Genomic DNA, 20,497 nt, shown 5'->3' on the forward strand with positions numbered 1-20,497 from the left:
GGCAGTGTGAATTCATGAATTTTGCGCGCGACATTGAGGCGATCGAGGGTGTTGTCATTGCAGGCGATCCCGCTTTTGAAAGCGTGCCGCCAAACGTATTGAACGACGCCCTGCTGGCGTTGAAAGCGCAAGCTCAGCGGGCGGATACGGATGCTTTTATGCTCGCTGCGATGAAGCTTGTCGCGCTGGCCGGCAATGGTCACAGCCGGGTGATCCCGAATGCGGCCATTGCGGTTGTTCCGCGTCGCATCGTGATCCGGGATGGGCACCCCTCGTTGGTCGAAGACGGGCGCGCGCATCGCATTCTTGCCGTGGATGGCATAGCGACTGAACAGCTTTTGACGGCGTGGGATGGGCTGCTGGCAGGTAATGCCGCGCGGCGCCGGCTTTTGTCCGGGATCATGATGGCGTGGCCCGCGGCGTTGCAAATGGTTGGGGCCGGGCAGGGCAAGGAGGTGCGCTATCGCCTTGTGACCGGCGCTGATTTAGTAGTTTCGACGAAAGACTGTGCGCCTGCGCTGGACTTGTATCCGGTCGCGGAAACTGGTGCGCTCGACCCGCAGCGCGATGACTATGCTTTGCCGGATGGGTCTGTACTGGTGTGGCACGACGGGCTGTGGTGGTGGCGCATTGCCGATTTGAAAACACTCGAGATTGAGCAAGTCACGCGAGGTGTCTCGCAAATGTCTGAGCAGCCGGGTGCAAATGTCGTGATTGATTTGCGCGGCAATCCCGGTGGCAGCTTTCTGAATGCGATGCCTCTGATTGACTGGTTGCGCGGGAACTGGCGTGGCGAGCGGTGTGCCGTGTTGGTTGACGCGTACACCTTTTCTGCTGCGATTGTGACAGCGGCCCTGTTGGCGCACCATTTGGGAATGCGTGCACAGTTGATTGGGGCGGACATGGGAGACGATCTGGCGTTCTTTGCAGAAGGGGGCACGATTGTTTTGCAAGATACGGGCGCACATCTGCGCCATTCGACGGCCCGCCACGATTGGGAGACCGGGCAAATCGCCGTCAGCACCCCACCCGAGATCGCAGAGCACTTGGTAGCTGCGGGCCCACTGCGCGTGACGCAGATCGAGAGCGCAAAACAGGAACAGACGGCGGTGGCCTTTGTGCGAGAGGCCTGAACTGGCTGGAACCAACGCAGCGCTCATGGCAGACACACAGTATGAGTACACCCATTTTACAGAAGAGTTTGCCCGAAGATATGCGTGACACTCGTGCATTGCCCGGTATCCAGCCCGTGCGCGGGCCTTGGCTGCGTGTGGATGACGCCTATGCCGCGCAGATGGCACGTCGGGTTGCGCTGCTGGAGGAGCAGGCGGACCATGTTCTGTATCTGGAACGGGAGGCGCTACCGGCAGCACAGGAACTTCTTGACGCTGCTCTGGAGGCTTCACCTGACCTTGGTTTTGCGCGAGCTGGAGACGTTGTCACCTGTCCGGATGGCCGTGACGTGAACGTGTCGTCTACTCCGCCGCTGGAGGCACTGGGGCGGATGTTCCAGAACGATTTCGTGCTGATGGAAAAGCGCGGTGATCAGCATGTGCTGACGGGCGCCGTGTTGTGTTTTCCTGCGTCATGGCGCCTGAGCGAAAAGGCGGGTCATCCGTTGACCGACATCCACGTGCCCGTGCGCGAATACACTGAGGATCTGGCGCGCCGGGTCCAGCGATTGTTTGACGGGATAAAAGCGGGGAGCCCGTTGTGGCGCTTCAATCAGCTTTGGTATCAGGATCCCGAACTTTACCAACCGCGCTCTGCGTTCGAGCTGCGCCGGGTTGGTTCGGGCCTGAAAGAGGGACCCTACTATCGCACTGAACGGCAGACGCTATTGCGCCTGCCGCGCAGCAATGCAGTGGTTTTTGCAATCCACACCTATGTGTTGGCCCGTGCAGATGTGCCTGAGTTGAGCTGACGCTCTTAACCACCAGACCATGCGTCATCGAGGACGACATGGGGCACACCATCAGAGGTTTTGCGCAAACTGCGCCCGGTGCCGTCGACCACGCAGTTCACTTGCTGACGCCATGACGAAAAAAGAGCAGAGCGCACAACATCGATCTTGGTATCAAAGCGCAAAGTCAGCCGGTACCGCGCAGAACCGACGCGGCTGGCCGCTTTGATCTGCCCGACGAACGGCTGCCCAAGGTAACGCCCGCTGATGCGCTGTCCGGGGTGGTAGCCCGGTTGCGGGGTGTCTTTGGCCCGCGCGCTGAGCGTGTTCCAGTCACGCGCGCCCCATTGATGGGCGATTGTTTCAAGAGCTTGGGCATGCGAGCATGGCGTTCCGGCCGCGTTCAGACCAGCACGTAGTCGTTTGGCTTGCGCTTTCAGCGCATCCCGTGAGGGAAGGGGGATATCCATATCCGTCTCCTGTCTATAGTCGCGAGACGTGCCGTTCGGGTCTGCGCATTGCCGGGGCTGCGACCAATCAGGGATCGGAAAGTCAGGCTTCACCATATGCGCAGGGCAGGGGCCTGAACCCTATGGGCGGGTCACTAAGTGAGTGATTTGGCTTTGGCAAGGGCAGAGTTAGGCTCACCACATCTCACCGACCTGCCCGCAAATCAGTGAGGAGACGGATGGGGGTTACAGTCTTGTTCCTGCACTTAGCCGTCGATGCGGGCGGCCATGATCGCAATCGCCTGCTGATACACCGTGGCCGCGTTCCACTGTTTGATCACGGCAAAATTCGGCTCACCTTCCTGATAGCCGCGCCCCTTTTTCCATCCCTTTTTGCGCAAGAAGTTGGCGGTAGAAGCCAGTGCGTCGGTCTGGTTGTAGAAATCCACGCGCCCATCGCCATTGGCGTCGACACCGTATTCCAGCGCATTGCCGGGCAGAAACTGGGTGTGACCTAACTCGCCATGTTTGGCGCCTAGGGTTGCCCCGGTGATCGCGCCCTGATCGACCAGTTTCAGCGCGCCGATCGCATGGGGTTTGAAAAAGTCTGAGCGGCGGCAGTCATAAGTCAGCGTCACAATGGCAGACACGACAGCGCTATCTCCCATAAAACCACCAAAGGCGGTTTCCATCCCGTGAATCGCGATCAACACGCCCGCAGGCACTCCATATTGACGTTCAAGGGCCGCGTAGAAGTCCGGATTGCGCGCCTTCCGCTTTCGGCCCTGGGCCACGATCGTGTCGGCCCCACGGATCTGCATGAACTTGGGCAGGCTGTATCTGAATGATTTTTGATTGCGGTCTGCGGCAATGGTGCGTGTGGCGTAGCGAGCCTGCGCGAGTGCGTCGAGGCCGCGTGCTTTGACTCCGGAGCGCTTGGCCTCTCTCGCAAATTCGGCTTTCCATGCCTCAAAGCCAGCCCCCGTATTCCCGCAACTAGCGGCATGTGCAGCGCTTGAAAGTGCGATCATCGCGCACGCCACTCCGAGGGGTTTCAACAGCATACCAACACTCCGTCTCGTACTTTGTTGCAAGCAGCCTAGCGGAATTGACATCGATTGGAAAAGGGGGCGCGCTGCGCGGTAGATTGAGTTCCTTTGCGGCGGACGACAAATTCGCTGATCGACTCCTTCAGAAACGACCCTTTGTGACCAAACTGGAATCTGTTTTGCCCAAGGACGACTACAGGGTCTTGGCATCCCTTGGAGAACGTTGAACAACAAAAAAAGGGCGCCCCGAGGGAGGCGCCCTTTCAAGTTTAGCTGCCAGGGAGGATCAGCAGCTGTAGTACATGCCGAACTCAACCGGGTGAGGTGTGTGTTCGTAAGTCGTGATCTCTTCCATCTTAAGCTCAATGTAGCCCTCGATCTGGTCTTTGGTGAACACGTCACCGGCCAGCAGGAAGTCCATATCTTTTTCCAGCTCTTCCATCGCTTCGCGCAAGGAGCCGCAGACCGTTGGGATCCCGGCCAGCTCTTCTGGCGGCAAGTCGTACAGATCCTTGTCCGATGGCTCGCCTGGATCGATCTTGTTCTTGATCCCGTCAAGGCCAGCCATCAACAGCGCTGCAAAGCACAGGTAAGGGTTGGCGGATGGGTCGGGGAACCGAGCTTCGACGCGCTTGGCTTTGGGCGAGTCTGTCCATGGGATACGTACACAGCCCGAGCGGTTGCGGGCCGAGTAGGCGCGCAGAACAGGTGCTTCGAAGCCGGGGATCAGGCGCTTGTATGAGTTTGTCGATGGGTTGGTGAAGGCGTTGAGTGCCTTGGCGTGGGTCAGGATGCCGCCGATGAACCACAGGGCCTCGTCCGACAGGTCGGCGTATTTGTCGCCTGCAAACAAAGGCTTGCCGTCTTTCCAGATCGACATGTTCACGTGCATGCCAGTCCCGTTGTCGCCCGCGATGGGCTTGGGCATGAACGTCGCCGATTTGCCATAGGCGGCAGCAACGTTGTGGATGACGTATTTGTATTTCTGCAGCTCATCGCCTTGCTCGGTGACAGAGCCAAAGATCAGGCCCAGCTCGTGCTGACACGACGCCACTTCGTGGTGGTGCTTGTCGACCTTCATGCCGAGGCGCTTCATGGTAGAGAGCATCTCGGAGCGCAGGTCTTGCGCTTCGTCCGTTGGGTTCACAGGGAAATAGCCGCCCTTGACGCCGGGACGGTGGCCCATGTTGCCCATTTCGTACTCAGTGTCGGTGTTCCAGGAAGCATCTGTTGCATCAACTTCGTAGGATACCTTGTTGATGCTATTTGAAAAACGCACATCGTCGAAGAGGAAGAATTCCGCTTCTGGGCCCATGTAGGCCACGTCTCCGATACCGGATGCTTTAAGGTAGGCCTCGGCCTTTTCGGCTGTGCCCCGTGGGTCACGGTCATAGGCTTCGCCTGTATCGGGCTCAACGATCGAGCAGTGCACGCAGATCGTCTTTTCCGCATAAAACGGGTCAACATAGGCACTGCCTTGGTCTGGCATCAGCTTCATGTCTGAGGCTTCGATCGATTTCCAGCCCGCGATGGAGGAGCCATCAAACATGAAGCCTTCTTCGAGGAAATCCTCATCGACCTGATCGGCCATGACGGTCACGTGCTGCAGTTTACCACGTGGGTCTGTGAAACGGATGTCGACGTATTCGGCATCTTCTGCCTTGATCATGTCGAGAACGGGGTTTGCCATGTGCGGAAAATCCTTCCTGTCTTGGATGTAGAATTAGAGAGCGTCCGAACCGGTTTCGCCGGTGCGGATGCGGATGGTTTGTTCAACGGGGGTGACGAAAATCTTGCCGTCGCCAATCTTTTCAGTCTTGGCGGCATCTACGATGGCGGAGATGGCGGCATCGACCTGATCATCATCCAAAACAACTTCGACTTTCACCTTGGGCAGGAAATCGACCACGTATTCGGCACCGCGGTACAGTTCAGTGTGCCCTTTTTGGCGCCCAAACCCTTTGACTTCGATGACAGAGAGACCCTGTACGCCGACCTCTTGCAGAGCCTCTTTGACTTCATCAAGTTTGAAGGGCTTGATGATCGCTTCGATCTTTTTCACGCGGTGGCCTCCCATTGCCATATCATGTGGAAATGGGTGGACCATCTGTCCTGTAGGGCGTCCATGGGAGGGGGCGCGATATACCAATGTGTACACAGGAATATTGCTGTGCCGCTCTTTTTGTGTGCGGATCGCACAAAAAATAGGCGAAAGTGAATCGCAAAGGGTTTTGACTATGACAGAAGTGCTGACGACTGCGCAGATGCGAAAGCTGGAACACGCCGTGATTGAATCGGGGGAGGCCTCAGGGCTGGAATTGATGGAGCGGGCCGGCACGGGTCTGGTCCAAGCATTTTTCGAGGAATGGCCGGACTTCGCGGCGGGGTCTCATCGAGTCCTTGTGTTGTGCGGACCTGGCAATAATGGGGGCGATGGGTTTGTCGTGGCCCGGTTACTTGCCGAAGCCGGATGGTCTGTTGAAGTGTTTTTGCTCGGGAGCGCCGATAAACTGCCTCCGGACGCACGCAGAAACTATGAACGCTGGCGCCTGATCGGAGATGTCGCAGCGTTGACCAAAGTGAATTTGTTGGGGGCGTTGGACCGGTTGGCCGCTGACCCTCAGGCCCTTGTTCCGGTCATCGATGCCTTGTTCGGGATCGGGCAGCGGGCACCGTTGGATGAGGTGATTGCTCCGGTGAACGCCATGATCGACGCTTGGTCTGCGGGGCATGCCGGAGCGAGTGCGCCACTTTTCATCTCCGTTGACGTTCCCACAGGATATGACGCAGATACCGGTGAACCACTTGCGGGCCGCCCCCTGCCATCAGAATTGGCAGTCACATTTCACCGTCCAAAGCCCATACACAAAATGCCTCATTTTCTGGACACGAGATGCGCGGTGGTCGATATCGGACTGTGACGAAGTTCTCTTTGCCCAATGAAGTGCAACCGGAGGTGCAAAATCCCTGAGCGGACAGAAATCACGCGCGACACGCTGCCCGACCTTGCCAAGGCGGAGGGTCAAAAGTTTGATCATGGGCATGCATTTGTGCTGTCCGGTGGAGCTGGACGCACGGGGGCGGCCCGCTTGGCCGCACGCGGAGCATTGCGAATTGGAGCGGGTCTGGTGACGCTGGGCGTACCACCTTCTGCGCAGATGGAGGTGGCAACGCAGATCACTGCCCTCATGCTCAGGCGCGTTGCGGATTGCGACGCACTAGCCACCGTTCTGGAAGATGCCCGGATCAACGCGCTGTGTCTCGGTCCTGGTCTTGGGTTGGATGATCATGCCGCCTCGCTTGTGGATGCAGTGTTGGGCGGAGGCCACCTTAGCATTTCGCGTCGTGCCGTTTTTGATGCTGATGCATTGACGTTGATTGCGCGGGACAGCTCCCGCATGACTGCTTTGAATACAAATGCCGTCCTCACACCACACGGCGGCGAATTTGCCCGCCTGTTTCCGGACATTTCAGAACGGCTGGGGGGGGAGCAGGAATCGACATATGACAAAGTGGCCGCGACGCGCGACTCAGCGCAACGCAGTGGCGCCGTTGTTCTGTTCAAGGGATCACAAACCGTGATCGCTCATCCCGATGGGCGCGTAGCGTGCCATGCGGCAAAACATGACCGTGCCGCACCTTGGCTTGCGACTGCAGGGGCAGGGGATGTGTTGGCGGGTTTCATAACGGGCCTTTTGGCACGCGGGTTTGATCCGATGGTGGCCGCCGAAACGGCCACATGGCTGCATGTGGAATGCGCACGTGCTTTTGGCGCCGGCCTCATTGCCGAAGACCTGCCTGAAATTTTACCTCAGGTACTACGAAACCTTGAGGCCTAGGCCGGGACGCGCGGCGTGCTCATGGCTGGGACCGACAGTTCCAGACCGTCGGCGTAAACCACATAAGGTGCATCAAAACCGAGCCGTATCAGCGTCATTTCGCGTGCGCCGAGGGCGGTGATGTACTCATCATCTATCAGGCACCCAGCTGGCATCACCGCCTGCGTCGCGCCACGCAGGGCTTTTGCGCGCCAGTCGCGCACCAGCACCATTTGAGCTGCGGGAAGCATGGCGTTGTGGGTCGGTTTCCGGTCGCCCAGAGATCCAGCCGCGATTTTTACAGCTTCTTCGCTCACGCGCACGGTTTGGACCGCAGCAAGGGGCACGAGACCGGCATTGCGAGTCACAATCCGGTCGCCCGGCGAAAGGTATTCGACCGGGATTTCTCCGTCTGATGTCAAAATGACTGTGCCGGACACAAGCCCAGCATGGGATATCTCTTTGCGCAACGGGGGCATTTGCCCGCTCAATTCGCGCCCGACCGTATTCGGTTTCATGGCGTCTCTCTTTTTTGCAACCTGCCTCTAGGTCAAAAAGAGGATAGCTCAAGACAGGTTTGATGTCGCGCAACATCTTGCAGTTTCTGGGGTACTGGTGCGCGAATACCTCTCGCCTCTTTTGACAGGCTTTGGTAAGGCAGCGCTTATGCGGGTGTGGCGGAATTGGTAGACGCACCAGATTTAGGTTCTGGCGCCTTTGGCGTGGGGGTTCGAGTCCCTTCACCCGCACCAAATACTACTTGAGTTTAAAATACTCTGATCAAAGTTTGGCAGCTACAATTCCGATCTAAGTAACTCGCATATCTCCAAATTTTGGTTGAGTGACGATGGTCCGAACCAATTCGGCAAAGGGATCTTCCGCTAAGACCGAAGCCGTCTGCAAAAGAAATAAGTATTGGCAAATTCTGGATGCCTGAGGTTTGACAACCGGAACTAGCCCTCGCCTAACAGTTTGAAGAGTGCACGTTCCGGCGTCTCCACGGGGCGGACACAAGAGACTTGAACGCGACGGAAAACAGCGTCACCATTGAAAAAGGCGCACGACGCTTGGGGAATGTCGACCGAAAGGAAAGAAAAGTCATGGTTAGAAAATCGTTGTTGGTGTTGCCCTTGGTCTTAAGCGCGTGCAGCGAGACGATTGCCACGCAAGAAACCACGTTCAATTTCCAGGGGGAATCGTTGAGAGCAGAGGTGAGAACCTATGATCAAAACGGCCGAGTATTCGAACGTCGGGTCATATACGACGGTATACGGGCCGTCAGCTGTTCGGCGACGGATGATCTCGATTGTGAATCGGCCATCAATTTCTCGCGCTACGACACTCGCGGTTTCTGATGCTTTTCACGGTCGTACTTGTTCGCGATCGATTGTTTTAACTCATTCACGGTGTGCGCTGTTCTAGTTGGTTTGAACGGCGCAGGCGATTTATCGTTCAGTTTGAACTTTCTTCGCACCGGCACACCGCTCTACATTCTGATATTTGCGTTCCCGGTCAGAGACCTTAGCGTCGCTCCAAGCAGTGGTTAGCAAATGCGAAGTATAAACCACCTTTTTCCTTGGCTAAGCTTCATTTAACCGTTCTGAATTCCCGGCTGAGGAAATGCGATGTCAGATGAGACCGTAAATACGCTTGTTGTTGGGGGTGGTCAGGCCGGCTTGGCAATGAGCGAACATCTGAGCAAGCACGGCATCGATCACTTGGTCTTAGAGCGCCATCGCATTGCCGAACGCTGGCGCAGTGCGCGCTGGGACTCGCTTGTTGCCAATGGTCCTGCGTGGCACGACCGCTTTCCCAGTCTGGAAATCTCTGATGTCGGTCCGGATGACTTTGCCTCGAAACATTCCATGGCCGCTTACTTTGAAGAATTTGTAGACAAGATGGATGTACCCATTCGCTGCGGCGTTGAAGTGACGTCGGTAGAAAAAACTGCAGATGGCGGTTCATTTGTTGCCCAGACATCTCACGGGACCATTCGCGCGCGCAATGTAGTGGCGGCTACCGGGCCGTTTCAGAACCCGGCGATACCTCCACTCGTTCCTGAACAGGCGGGCCTCGTGCAGATGCACTCAACCGCCTACCGCAATCCATCGCAGTTGGACGCTGGCGGTGTTTTGGTGGTGGGAGCGGGATCGTCGGGGTCGCAAATCGCCGAAGAATTGCTGGATGCCGGGCGCGATGTTTACCTGTCAGTTGGCCCGCACGATCGCCCGCCGCGCAGCTATCGGGGACACGATTTTGTCTGGTGGTTGGGCGTGTTGGGCAAGTGGGAGATGAAATTGCCGCCTGCCGGGGCCGAACATGTGACCATAGCCGTGAGCGGTGCAAATGGCGGGCAAACCGTGGATTTCCGACGCTTTGCCACCAAGGGAATGAACCTTGTGGGGATGACCCGTGACTGCGAGGATGGAGTGATGCGGTTCGCCCCGGATCTGGCAAGCAATATCGAGGCGGGGGATGCCAATTACCTGTCGATACTTGATGAAGCGGATGACTACGTCGCGCGCGAGGGTCTTGACCTGCCGCCCGACCCTGAAGCTCGCATCATGCGGCCCGATCCCGAATGCGTCATCAAACCGGTGCTGGAGTTGGACCTCGCAAAGGCCGGGATACGTACGATCATCTGGGCGACTGGCTTCACGCAGGATTTTGGCTGGTTGAAGGTGGATGCCTTTGACGCGCACGGCGCACCGCAGCACGTCCGGGGCGTATCATCCGAACCGGGGGTGTATTTTCTGGGCCTTCCGTGGCTTTATATGCGCGGATCGTCCTTTATCTGGGGTGTCTGGGTGGATGCACAGCACCTTGCGGAGCATATCTCCGCCTCCCACCAAAACGACGTCGCCATGTGATGCAAACAACCGACCTGCTACGCGATCTGATTGCGTTTCCAACTGTCAGCGCGGACCCCAATCTGGACCTGATCCAGTATTGCGAGACGTTGTTGCGCGATGTTGGTGCGCAAGTTGAACTGATCGAACACCCAAGCGGCCAGAAGGCTAATCTGTATGCCACCATCGGGCCCTTGGATCGCCCTGGCGTTCTGTTGTCGGGGCACACAGATGTGGTGCCCGTGGTCGGGCAGGACTGGACCGTTCCGCCGTTCGAGATGACAGAGCGCGACGGCTTGCTGTTCGGGCGCGGAAGCGCTGACATGAAAGGGTTCGTGGCCTGCGCGATGGCGGCGGCGTTGCGTGCGGCAGAACTGGACCTCAAAACACCACTGCACCTCGCGCTGTCTTATGACGAAGAGATTGGGTGTGTTGGGGTCCGCTCTCTCATCGATATGCTGGCGGCGGCACCGATCCGACCCCAGTTCTGTATTGTAGGAGAACCGACGTCGATGCAGGTCGCAACAGGGCACAAGGGGAAGACCGCAGCGCGCCTTGTCGCGACTGGGCAGGACGGGCATTCGGCGCTTGCACCCAACGCGCTCAACGCCATCCACATGGCTTGCGACATCATCAGTTTTATTCGTGACCTGCAGGACAAACTTGCCGCGGCAGGCGCGCGGGACCCGGCCTATGACGTGCCCTATACGACCTTGCATGTGGGTGTGATCGAAGGGGGGACGGCCCTGAACATCGTGCCCAACAGATCGGAATTTCTGTTCGAAATCAGGAATTTGATCGAAGATTGCCCGGAGCAAATTCTGGCTCAAATTCAAGACCATGCGGCAAGTTATGTGCAAGGCTTGCGCAAAAATTTTCCGCAAGCCGACATCTCGATAGACGTTACAAACACCTACCCACCGCTCAACACCGCCCCCGACAGTGACGTGGTGCAGTTGGTGCAGGGCCTCAGCGGGCATGACGCAACGCTGAAGGTTGCGTTTGGCACCGAAGGTGGGCTGTTCTCGTCGCGGCTAGACGTGCCGACAGTGGTATGTGGACCGGGGTCCATGGCGCAGGGGCACAAGCCGGATGAGTACGTCAGCGTCGTGCAGCTTGAGGCCTGTGATGCGATGATGGATACGTTGCTACAGCGGCTGATGGTTGGGCTTTAAACGAAGCTAAGGGGTCACATCCATGCCCGCCACGTGATCAAAGAACGCGGCCACAATGGCGGAGCGTTGATCGGCGCGCATAGTGGCAAGGCCCAGCATCAGCGGTTTGACTGGCTCGCGCACGGGTTTGAACGCCAATTCGATCCCCTCCGGTGACAGGGTGTGATCAGTGCCGATATTGACCAGACTGTAGCCATACCCATTTGCGACCAATGACCGGACTAGCGCGAGGTCGGTGGCGCGTTCAGCGATGTTGGGTTGAGTATTGGCCATTTGGAAAGTGGACAAAAAGTAATCTCGGCTCAGCGGCAGATCGAGCAGGACCATCGGCTCAGGCTCCAGCGCCTTCAAGGACACATCAGACTGTTCGGCCATCAGATGGTCGATGGGCAACATGACCTTGGGCGCAAGGGATATGAGCGGGTGGAAATCAATATCCACAGGTAACTGCATGTCATAGGTGATTGCGACATCAATTTCGGCTCGACCCAGCATACGGAACAATTCGACCTGATCGCCCATGTGCAACGAAACCTGCGCATCGGGAAATGCATCCTCGAACGACCTGCGGAACCGCGCGCTGACCACCGGCGCGATGGTTGAGAGCGCACCGATGGAGATCGGTCCACGCGGCAGATCAATGATATCATTGGCCAGATCGTTAAGGGCCGCCGCATCGCCCAAGATACGCTTGGCCTCGTTGTAGACACGTCGGCCACCAGGTGTCAGCGACAAGCCTTGGGCATGGCGGCGCACGAACAGCTGGATGCCGAAATGCCCCTCAAGTTGGTTAATGGCGGTTGAGATCGACGGTGAGGAAACGTTGAGCTGCTGCGCGGCCATCGCGATGGTCCCTTCATCGCCGACCGCGACAAGGTACTCCAACTGTCTGAATGTGAACCGCAAAGGCATCACAGAACAATGCGCAGCTGTCGCGACAAATCAAGCGCTATCAGAGGGTTTGCGCGTCCTGCCGGCAAGCCAGAGCAAGAAATCATGCACCGTGCCCTCGTAATCAGGCCCCGCCAACGGCCCACCCGTCGCATGGATCGAGCCGAGAGCGGTTTGCATCGCTTCCAGTTTTTCCCGGTCTTCGCGATTGACGTCTTCCCAAAGCGCGATCCGCTGGTCGATTGTGTCGCCATCCAACGCGTCACCATAAACGGACATGGTCCAACGCACCTCGATCGATGTTGGCGTGAGGGGGCGAATGCTGAGCGAGACGAGAAGTGAGGCCGCGACACTCACCACCTGACAGGGGAACGCGGCAAACAGGGTCGAGCGGTGCAGCGCTTCTTTGTCCAGACCCGGCGCGCCTTCGCCCCGGCCCGGGATATTGTCGGGATAGTTCGCAAAGTAACTTGTAAATCCGGGCCCAAACGGCCCCTTTTTGCTGAGGCCAGTGGGGGTGTAGCCATGCAGCGTTTGAGGATGGACGACCGAAAGATGGTAGCCTTCCATGAAATTCTCGACCAGCGTTTTCCAATTACAGTGCCAGATTTCGGTCCCCACATGGGCGATGCTGTAGTCTTGGGGCTGGTAAGGTCCGATCAGATCGTCAAGGCCGCTGAGATCGGCATCGATATCGCTCGGTGCCCCGTCAAGGTTCACGTAGATAAACCCGAACCGTTCGGCGCAATGAAACGTGCCCAGCTTGCACGCCTTGGGATCAAAACTGGTGTTTTTCATGCGCGGCGCGCGCAACAGCTGCCCGTCGGTACCGTACGTCCACGCGTGGTAGCGACACACGAACCGGTTCGCGTTTCCGCTGCCTTCGGCGAGAGGCATCCCGCGATGGCGGCACACGTTCGACAAGGCTTTGATCCCGTCCTCGTTCCGAACGATCAGCAGAGGCTCGCCCAAGAGGTTCAGCGTCAGATAGTCGCCGATCTGTTCCAGTTCATCGACCCGACCCACGCAGTGCCAGCCGGTGCGCAAAACAGTGGCACATTCATGCTGGAACAGGGCAGGGTCGGTATAGGCCCGCCCGGGCAGGCTGCGCGGTGCACCGTTAGGGGCGGCGGCGCATTTTGCCAGTTGGGCTCGTAAGTCAGACAGACTGTCCGTCGCATCGTGTAGATCAAGCATCCCCGGGCACTCCGTATGAAGGTGCCTCGCGCGGATCCAGGGCGCGTTGCACGTATGCGTCCAGTTGCGGTTTGTAGACCTCCCACGCCGCTGCTACGGCTTCTATCGGGCAGTCATCTGTCCAGTCGCAGCGCAGGTCGGCTACGGGCCATGCGACTTTGTCGCAGATTTGCAAACCAGCCGAGTGTACTGGGCCTGCTTCGCCGCCCGCAGCAAGGCCTGCGCGCAGTGCGGCGATGAGGCGATCCCCGATGTGGCCCGCAGTTGTTTCAAACCCGACCACGATAGCCTGTGGCACGGTTTCGTTGGCCAGAAGATTACCGGCTGAGATAACGTCAACGCCTGCCGCATCCGTCCAGATCCCTAGGGAATTTGGGCCAGAATGGATGCCTGTGCGCCCTTGGGCGTCGATGGCCAACACCTGCCGGTAGTCGATGAAGTCACCCTGATCGCGCACCTGCGCAATTGCTTCACCTGCGTTCTTGCCCGCTTGCATCGCATCCAACGCCAAAGGACCCAGCCGCGGGTCAGTGATGTTCTGGCTGGCCACGGCACCCACGCCCGCCCGCGTGTACACACAGCGCGCGGCCACCGCCGGCGAAGACGACGAAATCGCAATGCCAAACATGCCGGTATCAGCGCAGCGTGCGACAAGAGAAAAGGTCATTCCGGGATCACCGCCGTGCCATCTATTTCGACCAGCCACTCGGGGCGGGCGAGCGCCTGCACCACGAGGCCGGTTGAGACAGGATGCACGCCTTTGATGTACTCGCCCATGGTGCGGTACACCGCCTCGCGGTGACGCACGTCGGTGATGTAGACGACGACCTTGACCAGATGCGCCATCTCACCGCCAGCCTCTTCGATCAGTTGCTTGATGTTTTGCATCACCTTGTGAGTCTGTTCGACGGGGTCATGGCTTTCGATGTTTTTGGCATCGTCGAGGTTTTGGGGGCACTGCCCGCGTAGCCACACGATCCGCCCGCCGGTGGTCACCACCGCTTGTGCCAAATCGTTGTCGAGGCTTTGTTCGGGATAGGTGTCTTTGGTGTTGAAAGGCCGAATACGGGTGTGCGCCAAGGGTCTGATCCTATCCTTGAGCTTGCGCCATTCGCGCGTTGATATACTGGGCAAAGTCGTAATTGGGCCGTTCCAGATGCGATAGGTGCCCAGCCGTGGCGGCGTTCGATGATAGTCCGCGATAGACCTTTTCGGTACAACCCTTGTCCTCGATATTCACATCATCGAGCAGAGTCTTGAGTTGCACGAAATTGGCCTGAGCGTCCGGGTCATTGGCGTAGTCGTTTGACATGCCGCCCCCAAAACCGATCTTGACCTGTCCAACCCCGTGCGGATGCAGAGACAGGTACCAGAAATATCCCGGCGTCAGAGTGATCATCAGGCTGGGGTAGATAGCGATCAGGTACGTCATCCGACGTCGGTCCCCAACCATCCGCGTGTTGTCGGGATGGGCCAACGCGATTCTCAGAGTCTCATCCTTGAGGATGGTGTGATAGTTAAAGGCGTCTTCGCCGGGTGGGCAGACCATCTCTTCGAGCTTGGAAAGCCCACCAATTGTGCCTGCATGACAGACGGGTAGGTGATAGCTTTCCATGAAATTCTCGGCCAGCACCTTCCAGTTCGTGTCCCAGATATGGGTTTCAAAGAACGTCTCGGTGTAGTTCTCCATATTGTAGTCGGCGATCATTTCGGCCAGAGAGGCGAGTTGATCAGACACAGGTGCTGCATCGGCGTTGAGGGTCACAAAGACCCAGCCGAGCCACTCTTCACAGCGGATGTCGGGCAGGGCGTAATCGGTTTTGCAGAACCCCTCGTTCTGGGTCATCGCAGGTGCGCCGCGCAACGATCCGTCCAGATTGTAGGTCCATGCGTGATAGGGGCACACAATGCTGCGCGCGTTGCCGCGCCCTTCCAGCAGTGTGGACATACGGTGGCGGCAGACATTGGACATTGCCTTCAACGCACCATGCCCGTCCCGCAACACGATGATCGGTTGCCCGGCCAATTCCAGTGTGACGTAATCTCCCGTTTCGGACAAAGCCGAAGCGCGTCCAACGCAAAACCAGTCCTTGGTAAAAATGTCGCTCAGTTCTCGCTCCATGAACGCCTCTGATGTGTACACCGAAGGCGGCATGGCACGCGCCCGTTCGAACGGAACTGAGACGTTTTCGCGCAATTCGTCTACGGCGTCTTTCATCGATGGAGTCCCCTGGTCTGGCCTTGTGGTTGCGTCATTGCCTTGTCTCCCATTCACGGGTTGGCCCAAATTGCCCAAGACAAAGTCGCGTCAACGCGATGTTGATCGCAAAATTGGGTTGGGTAAAGGATGCTCTGCCCAACACCTGCTTTGGGACAAGCTAATCAACGCAACGCGTACATGAATGCATAAAGACACGGCAAGCGGCTCGGTGGCCAAGTGTATCGACGGTAAACCGAGGAACTCAGTGACTTCAGAACCATGGCTTTGCGCCGCGCCAAGCAAAGGCTAACATGACCGCCAAACCAGCAAGGGCGACTGCCAATCCATGAATAAACCTGCTTTCGCGACACGCGCCGCGCAACCTGCTGCACTTTGGTGGCGCGTTGGGCGTCATGTGATGCGCCTGATGAACGAAAAGAACCTTGGGCTGATCGCTGCGGGCGTGGCGTTTTACGCGATCCTCGCGATCTTTCCGGGACTTGCAGCGACCATTGCACTTTGGGGGATTGTCGGCGATCCAGGTCTGGCATTGACCCAGCTTGAAGAGTTTCAGGCCGTCATACCGAGTGATGTTTACCGCCTTCTGGCGGGGCAATTGAGCAAGTTGTCTACGGCGGATGGCCTCACACTAGGTTGGGCTTCAATCGTGTCATTCTTGTTTGCCTTCTGGTCGGCAAGGGCGGGCGTGGCAGCGATCATGCGCGGTCTCGACACGATCTACGATGCACCTAACGGTGCCGGCTTTTCGCAATTCTTCCGCTCGCTTTTACTGACGGCGAGCCTGATCGGCGTTCTTCTCGTCGCAATGGCTTGCATCGTGATCCTGCCGCTTATCCTTGCATTTGTGCCCTTGGGGCCCTGGACCGGGCTGGGTGTTGAGGTGGTGCGTCTGGTTGTGGGCTTCGGAGTGTTGCTGATGGGCTTTGCCCTGATCTATCGGCTTGGTCCGAACCTTGAAGGGCGCTATCCTAGACTGATATCTGCGGGCGCCGTTTTTGCCTCGGTGTGCTGGGTTGCCGCGTCGGTTGGGTTTTCAATCTACCTGCGCAACTTTGGGACATATAACGAGGTCTATGGCTCGATCGGCGCCGTGATCGTCATGTTGATGTGGCTGTTCATCAGCGCCTATCTCGTCCTGCTAGGGGGCGCGCTCAATGCGCAACTAGCGCGCAATGCGGCTAACCCAATACCACCAGCCACATCCACGCCGTAACCACAGACGCCCCCGTCGCGACCAGCACGGAAGAGGCGGCCACACGGCGTGCACGCCCGTACATGTTGGCAAAGATGTAACCATTGATGCCTGGCGCCATCGCTGCGGTCAGGACACCTGTTTTGAAGATACCAGAGGGCACGGACAATGCGGTGCCCAGGGCCCATGTGACCGCCGGGTGCACCAAAAGGGAAACAGCACAGATCATTGCTATCACACGGGCATCCCCTTCGGGTTTATATTGGATCAGTACACCGCCGAGGGCAAAGAGGGCCGTCGGCAAGGCTGCCCGGATCACAAGGTCTAGCCCGTCGCGGATCACGCCGGGCAGCGCAATGCCTGTGAGGTTCACGACGAACCCGGCCAGAATGGCCAACACCAGCACGTTGCGAAACATCGCTCGCGCCACGCCGCGCGCCATCAACCAAGGGGATTGTCCGCGATTACGCGCAATTTCCATCGCTATGATGCCGACCCCGTAGCAAAATGGCGAATGGAATGCGATGATCGAAAAAGCCCCCTGAAGCGCATCCGCACCATAGGCCCGTTCGTTGATCGCAAGCCCAAGAAGGACGGAATTCGAAAACAGGCAACAAAACGCGATGGCAACGCAATCCTCCCAGTCACGATTGAACAGGTAACGTGCGCCCAATAGGCCAACCAGAAAGCCGACCGCGGCCCCAACGTAAAAGCTGATCAGAAGCCGGGGATTGAGGCTGACCGACAGATCGAGATTGGCGATGGCCGAGAACAGCAGGCAGGGAATTGCGAAGTTTTGCGCAAACTTCATCAGTGCATCGACCCCGGATGCCGGAAACAGCCCGCGCCAGACAGCAACATAGCCAAACCCAATCACCAGAAAGACGGGAAGGATGACTTCGAGGAGGGCTTGCATGTCTCAGGCCTTAGTGTGTGCCGAGAGTGCATGTGCCTCCGGCGGGAGTTAATCTGACGAGATAAAAATGGGTCAGGGTGCGGGCAGGGTAAGCGTCATGCCGTCATAGGCTGGCTCAATGTGATCAGGGGTTTCTGCCAATACGGTGTCGTAGTCCAGATCGATGTGCATGTTGGTCAGGATCGCCCGTTTGGGCGACACCTGTTCGATCCAGTCCAGCGTGTTGGCGAGGTGGCTGTGCGTGGGGTGCGGATCCCGCCGCAATGCATCCACGATCCAGATGTCGAGGTCTTTGAGAGCGTCCCAGGCTGCATCCGGGATCTCAGCGACGTCTGGCAGGTAGGCGAGATTTGCAATCCGAAATCCAAGTGTGTCGATGCTTCCGTGCCCGACTTCGAACGGATCAAAGGTGATCGGCCCGCCGGGTCCATCGATTGTGGTGGCGCCCTTGAGTGTGTTCAGGTCCAGGATCGGCGGGTAGGGCGACCCCTTGGGCTGAACGAACACGTAGCCAAAGCGTGATACCAGTGCGTCTTGTGTTGCCCCGTCCGCCCAGACTTGCAGACGGGAGCGCATATTGAACACGATCATCCGTAAATCGTCGATACCGTGTACGTGGTCTGCATGGGCGTGCGTATAGATCACACCGTCTAACCGCCCGACTTCTGCGTTGAGCAATTGATTGCGCAGGTCTGGTGATGTGTCGATCAGCACCGTCGTGGTCCCGTTTGGCCCGTGCCGCTCGACCAACAGCGAACAGCGTTGCCGCCTGTTCTTTGGATTGCTTGGATCGCATGCGCCCCAGAGCCCGCCCAGTCTCGGCACTCCGCCGGAGGACCCGCAGCCAAGGATGGTAAATGTCAGCTTATCGCTCATTTCGGGACTGTGGCCTGTGCCGCTTTGGAGAACAAGCGGTCGAAGTTCTTTTCGGTTTGGGCGGCAAAATCTGAATAGTCGATGCCAAAGATCTCAGCCCCTTTGCGCGCGGTGTGAGCTGTGTAGGCGGGTTCATTCCTCTTGCCCCTATGAGGTGGCGGCGCGAGGTAGGGGGCGTCGGTCTCTACCAGAACCCGATCAAGAGGGGCGGCAGCAAAGATGTCGCGCACCTCTTGGGATTTTGGAAAAGCTGCAATGCCGGACATAGACAGGTAAAACCCAAGGTCGAGAGCAGCCTGCGCCAATGCCGCGCTGGACGAAAAACAATGCATGACGCAACTGAAGGCACCAGCACCGTGCTCCTCGGTTAGGATGTGCGCCATGTCCTCGTCTGCGGCGCGCACGTGGATGATCAAGGGTAGGCCCGTTTCACGCGCTGCATCGATGTGGATGCGCAGTGATTTCTTTTGTATATCAGCGCTTTCGGAGGTGTAATGATAGTCCAGCCCCGTCTCTCCGATGCCGACGAACTTGGGGTGTTTGGCTAACGCGATCAGATCGTCGGTACTGGCCAGAGGTTCATCCGCCGCGCTCATGGGATGGGTGCCAGCAGCATAAAAAACCTGCGCGTGTGCCTCGGCAATGGCGCGTACGCTGGGTTCATTGCGTAGGCGCGTGCAGATTGTCACCATGCGGTGCACACCGGCTTCGGTCGCGTTCGCAACGATCTGGTCTAGCTGTCCTTCGAAATCGGGGAAATCGAGGTGGCAATGGCTGTCGGTGATCTGTGGAGTCATCTGGGCGCGGCCGTATTGGAAAGTTTGAACAGGGTGTCGAGCACAAGCGCACCGGGGTCAAGGTTCACAGCCCGTCCATGACGGGCGCGGGCCAGTGCGGTTTGCGCCGTGTCGGCCCATGCGCGGGCCTGACCCGGGTGTGCGCAAAGACGTGCAAAGGTCTCTGCCTCATTGGGCGCGGCTTGATTCAGCGGGGCGTGTCCGGCGCCGGTGCGCGCAAGGCGGGACAGAGCGATGTCAATGAGAGTGTAGAGCAGATCAAGCTTTGCCTCACTCCCGCGTGCCCCGGCTGTGTCCGCCAAGGCGAGGGCACGGGCGCGGTCGAGGTTTGGCATCGTGTTCATCAGGTTGATGAGGTCTGCATAAAGTTTCAGACCGTCGAGCAGGGCAAGCCTGAGCGCTTCGCCCACGGACCCTGCACTCAGTTCGGCAAGGGCTGCACCATCAGCGCCGGGATCAACGCCCGCTTGTGCCATGGCTTGTGCCATCTGATCCCCATCAAGCGGGCCAAGACGCAAAGTCCGACAGCGCGACCGGATCGTCGGCAAAAGGCGGCTGGGTTGGTGGCAGATCAACAGCAGCGTGGTGCGCGCAGGCGGCTCTTCGAGCATTTTCAGAAGCGCGTTGGCGGCGTTGACGTTCATGTCGTCAGACGCGTCGATGATGACTACGCGGCGACCACCATCGGCTGCGGACAACTGAAAAAAGCTCGCCAGTGCGCGGATGTCATCCACGACAATCTGGTCGCGCAACCTCTTGGTCTTTTCATTTTCGCTGCGGTGCACGGATTTGAGGCCGGGTTCAGACCCCGCCTCAATCCGCCTCGCAACTGGGTGGTCTGGCGAAACAGCAAGGCTGGTCGGGATCGGCGCGCCGAACATATCGTCCGGGTCCGGATCGGGTGTGGACAGCAAAAAGCGCGCTATGCGCCAGGCCAGCGTCGCCTTGCCCACTCCGCGCGGGCCAGTGATCAACCAAGCATGGTGCAGCCGCCCAGCATTGAAGGCGTCCAGAAAGGCCGCCTGAGGCGCGTCCTGACCGACAAGCTCTGCGGTCTCGCGAGGGTGCGGCGCGCCGGGGACGCGGGTGGGATCGGATGCTTCGTCAGCCATGCCCCGCGATGTAGCACTGGTGTAGGGCAGGGGAAATGGTCTGCGTTGAATT

At 58.3% G+C, this 20,497-nt stretch carries 22 protein-coding genes and 1 tRNA gene; 9 read left to right on the plus strand and 14 right to left on the minus strand.

What is annotated here, in order from left to right:
* The first annotated feature begins 14 nt into the window (after positions 1–14).
* Both ABJD00_RS01905 and ABJD00_RS01910 read left to right on the plus strand, forming a co-directional pair.
* Positions 15–1,133 (plus strand): hypothetical protein, encoded by a 1,119-nt coding sequence (locus ABJD00_RS01905; protein WP_413835910.1) that lies wholly within the window; start codon positions 15–17, stop codon positions 1,131–1,133.
* A gap of 41 nt (positions 1,134–1,174) precedes the next feature.
* Entirely contained in the window at positions 1,175–1,924 is a 750-nt protein-coding gene (locus ABJD00_RS01910) for a heme-dependent oxidative N-demethylase family protein (RefSeq protein ID WP_413835907.1), read from the plus strand.
* Between the two features lie 5 nt (positions 1,925–1,929).
* Here ABJD00_RS01910 and ABJD00_RS01915 read toward each other — a convergent pair whose 3' ends face one another.
* The 4 genes from ABJD00_RS01915 to ABJD00_RS01930 all read right to left on the minus strand — a co-directional run bounded on the left by ABJD00_RS01915 (position 1,930) and on the right by ABJD00_RS01930 (position 5,463).
* Positions 1,930–2,373, minus strand: coding sequence for a glyoxalase superfamily protein (locus ABJD00_RS01915; RefSeq protein ID WP_413835905.1), 444 nt, complete (start codon positions 2,371–2,373; stop codon positions 1,930–1,932).
* Positions 2,374–2,618: 245 nt separating this feature from the next.
* Positions 2,619–3,416 (minus strand): lytic murein transglycosylase, encoded by a 798-nt coding sequence (locus ABJD00_RS01920; RefSeq protein ID WP_413835902.1) that lies wholly within the window; start codon positions 3,414–3,416, stop codon positions 2,619–2,621.
* A gap of 271 nt (positions 3,417–3,687) precedes the next feature.
* Complete coding sequence (gene glnA, locus ABJD00_RS01925; protein WP_413835899.1) at positions 3,688–5,091, minus strand: type I glutamate--ammonia ligase; 1,404 nt, start codon at positions 5,089–5,091, stop codon at positions 3,688–3,690.
* Positions 5,092–5,124: 33 nt separating this feature from the next.
* Positions 5,125–5,463, minus strand: coding sequence for a P-II family nitrogen regulator (locus ABJD00_RS01930; RefSeq protein ID WP_108838957.1), 339 nt, complete (start codon positions 5,461–5,463; stop codon positions 5,125–5,127).
* 175 nt (positions 5,464–5,638) lie between these two features.
* Here ABJD00_RS01930 and ABJD00_RS01935 point away from each other — a divergent pair, with 175 nt between their 5' ends.
* Together ABJD00_RS01935 and ABJD00_RS01940 are read left to right on the plus strand one after the other, a co-directional pair.
* Entirely contained in the window at positions 5,639–6,322 is a 684-nt protein-coding gene (locus ABJD00_RS01935) for an NAD(P)H-hydrate epimerase (RefSeq protein WP_413835895.1), read from the plus strand.
* 18 nt (positions 6,323–6,340) lie between these two features.
* Positions 6,341–7,240: an NAD(P)H-hydrate dehydratase gene (locus ABJD00_RS01940; protein ID WP_413835892.1), complete on the plus strand. Its 900-nt coding sequence runs from the start codon at positions 6,341–6,343 to the stop codon at positions 7,238–7,240.
* On the opposite strand, the gene ABJD00_RS01945 is transcribed toward ABJD00_RS01940, so the two are convergent.
* The gene (locus tag ABJD00_RS01945; RefSeq protein ID WP_413835889.1) at positions 7,237–7,737 is read right to left on the minus strand and encodes a Hint domain-containing protein; all 501 of its coding nucleotides are present in this window, start codon (positions 7,735–7,737) and stop codon (positions 7,237–7,239) included. The two genes, ABJD00_RS01940 and ABJD00_RS01945, sit on opposite strands and share 4 nt — an antisense overlap.
* Positions 7,738–7,887: 150 nt before the next feature.
* On the opposite strand from ABJD00_RS01945, the gene ABJD00_RS01950 reads away from it, so the two are divergent.
* From ABJD00_RS01950 to argE, 4 genes are all read left to right on the plus strand, one after another.
* Positions 7,888–7,971: transfer RNA gene (locus ABJD00_RS01950), tRNA-Leu, on the plus strand.
* A gap of 267 nt (positions 7,972–8,238) precedes the next feature.
* The gene (locus ABJD00_RS01955; protein ID WP_413835887.1) at positions 8,239–8,574 is read left to right on the plus strand and encodes a hypothetical protein; all 336 of its coding nucleotides are present in this window, start codon (positions 8,239–8,241) and stop codon (positions 8,572–8,574) included.
* Between the two features lie 270 nt (positions 8,575–8,844).
* Positions 8,845–10,089 carry a flavin-containing monooxygenase gene (locus tag ABJD00_RS01960; protein WP_413835884.1) on the plus strand — a complete coding sequence of 415 codons (1,245 nt, stop codon included), beginning with the start codon at positions 8,845–8,847 and terminating at the stop codon, positions 10,087–10,089.
* On the plus strand, positions 10,089–11,243 hold the full coding sequence (gene argE / locus ABJD00_RS01965) for an acetylornithine deacetylase (RefSeq protein ID WP_413836104.1): 1,155 nt from the start codon (positions 10,089–10,091) through the stop codon (positions 11,241–11,243). Before ABJD00_RS01960 ends, argE begins: the two co-directional genes overlap by 1 nt.
* 6 nt (positions 11,244–11,249) lie before the next feature.
* On the opposite strand, the gene ABJD00_RS01970 is transcribed toward argE, so the two are convergent.
* From ABJD00_RS01970 to ABJD00_RS01990, 5 genes are read right to left on the minus strand one after another with little or no spacing between them, the layout of a single operon-like run.
* Complete coding sequence (locus ABJD00_RS01970) at positions 11,250–12,155, minus strand: LysR family transcriptional regulator (protein ID WP_413835881.1); 906 nt, start codon at positions 12,153–12,155, stop codon at positions 11,250–11,252.
* Positions 12,156–12,185: 30 nt separating this feature from the next.
* Positions 12,186–13,331 carry an aromatic ring-hydroxylating oxygenase subunit alpha gene (locus tag ABJD00_RS01975; protein ID WP_413835878.1) on the minus strand — a complete coding sequence of 382 codons (1,146 nt, stop codon included), beginning with the start codon at positions 13,329–13,331 and terminating at the stop codon, positions 12,186–12,188.
* Entirely contained in the window at positions 13,324–13,998 is a 675-nt protein-coding gene (locus ABJD00_RS01980; protein ID WP_413835875.1) for a DUF1028 domain-containing protein, read from the minus strand. Before ABJD00_RS01980 ends, ABJD00_RS01975 begins: the two co-directional genes overlap by 8 nt.
* Complete coding sequence (locus ABJD00_RS01985) at positions 13,995–14,411, minus strand: RidA family protein (RefSeq protein ID WP_413835872.1); 417 nt, start codon at positions 14,409–14,411, stop codon at positions 13,995–13,997. The genes ABJD00_RS01980 and ABJD00_RS01985 overlap by 4 nt, the downstream gene beginning before the upstream one ends.
* 10 nt (positions 14,412–14,421) lie before the next feature.
* The gene (locus ABJD00_RS01990) at positions 14,422–15,549 is read right to left on the minus strand and encodes an aromatic ring-hydroxylating oxygenase subunit alpha (protein ID WP_413835869.1); all 1,128 of its coding nucleotides are present in this window, start codon (positions 15,547–15,549) and stop codon (positions 14,422–14,424) included.
* A gap of 328 nt (positions 15,550–15,877) precedes the next feature.
* On the opposite strand from ABJD00_RS01990, the gene ABJD00_RS01995 reads away from it, so the two are divergent.
* Positions 15,878–16,765: a YihY/virulence factor BrkB family protein gene (locus tag ABJD00_RS01995; protein WP_413835866.1), complete on the plus strand. Its 888-nt coding sequence runs from the start codon at positions 15,878–15,880 to the stop codon at positions 16,763–16,765.
* Here the strand turns inward: ABJD00_RS01995 and ABJD00_RS02000 are convergent.
* From ABJD00_RS02000 to ABJD00_RS02015, 4 genes are all read right to left on the minus strand, one after another.
* Complete coding sequence (locus tag ABJD00_RS02000; protein ID WP_413835864.1) at positions 16,731–17,660, minus strand: AEC family transporter; 930 nt, start codon at positions 17,658–17,660, stop codon at positions 16,731–16,733. The two genes, ABJD00_RS01995 and ABJD00_RS02000, sit on opposite strands and share 35 nt — an antisense overlap.
* Positions 17,661–17,732: 72 nt before the next feature.
* Positions 17,733–18,536: an MBL fold metallo-hydrolase gene (locus ABJD00_RS02005; protein ID WP_413835861.1), complete on the minus strand. Its 804-nt coding sequence runs from the start codon at positions 18,534–18,536 to the stop codon at positions 17,733–17,735.
* The gene (locus tag ABJD00_RS02010) at positions 18,533–19,333 is read right to left on the minus strand and encodes a TatD family hydrolase (protein ID WP_413835859.1); all 801 of its coding nucleotides are present in this window, start codon (positions 19,331–19,333) and stop codon (positions 18,533–18,535) included. The genes ABJD00_RS02005 and ABJD00_RS02010 overlap by 4 nt, the downstream gene beginning before the upstream one ends.
* Positions 19,330–20,445 (minus strand): DNA polymerase III subunit delta', encoded by a 1,116-nt coding sequence (locus ABJD00_RS02015; protein WP_413835856.1) that lies wholly within the window; start codon positions 20,443–20,445, stop codon positions 19,330–19,332. Before ABJD00_RS02015 ends, ABJD00_RS02010 begins: the two co-directional genes overlap by 4 nt.
* Between the last annotated feature and the right edge of the window lie 52 nt (positions 20,446–20,497).

The sequence above is a fragment of the Tateyamaria sp. genome (assembly GCF_039945315.1).
GTDB lineage: Bacteria > Pseudomonadota > Alphaproteobacteria > Rhodobacterales > Rhodobacteraceae > Tateyamaria.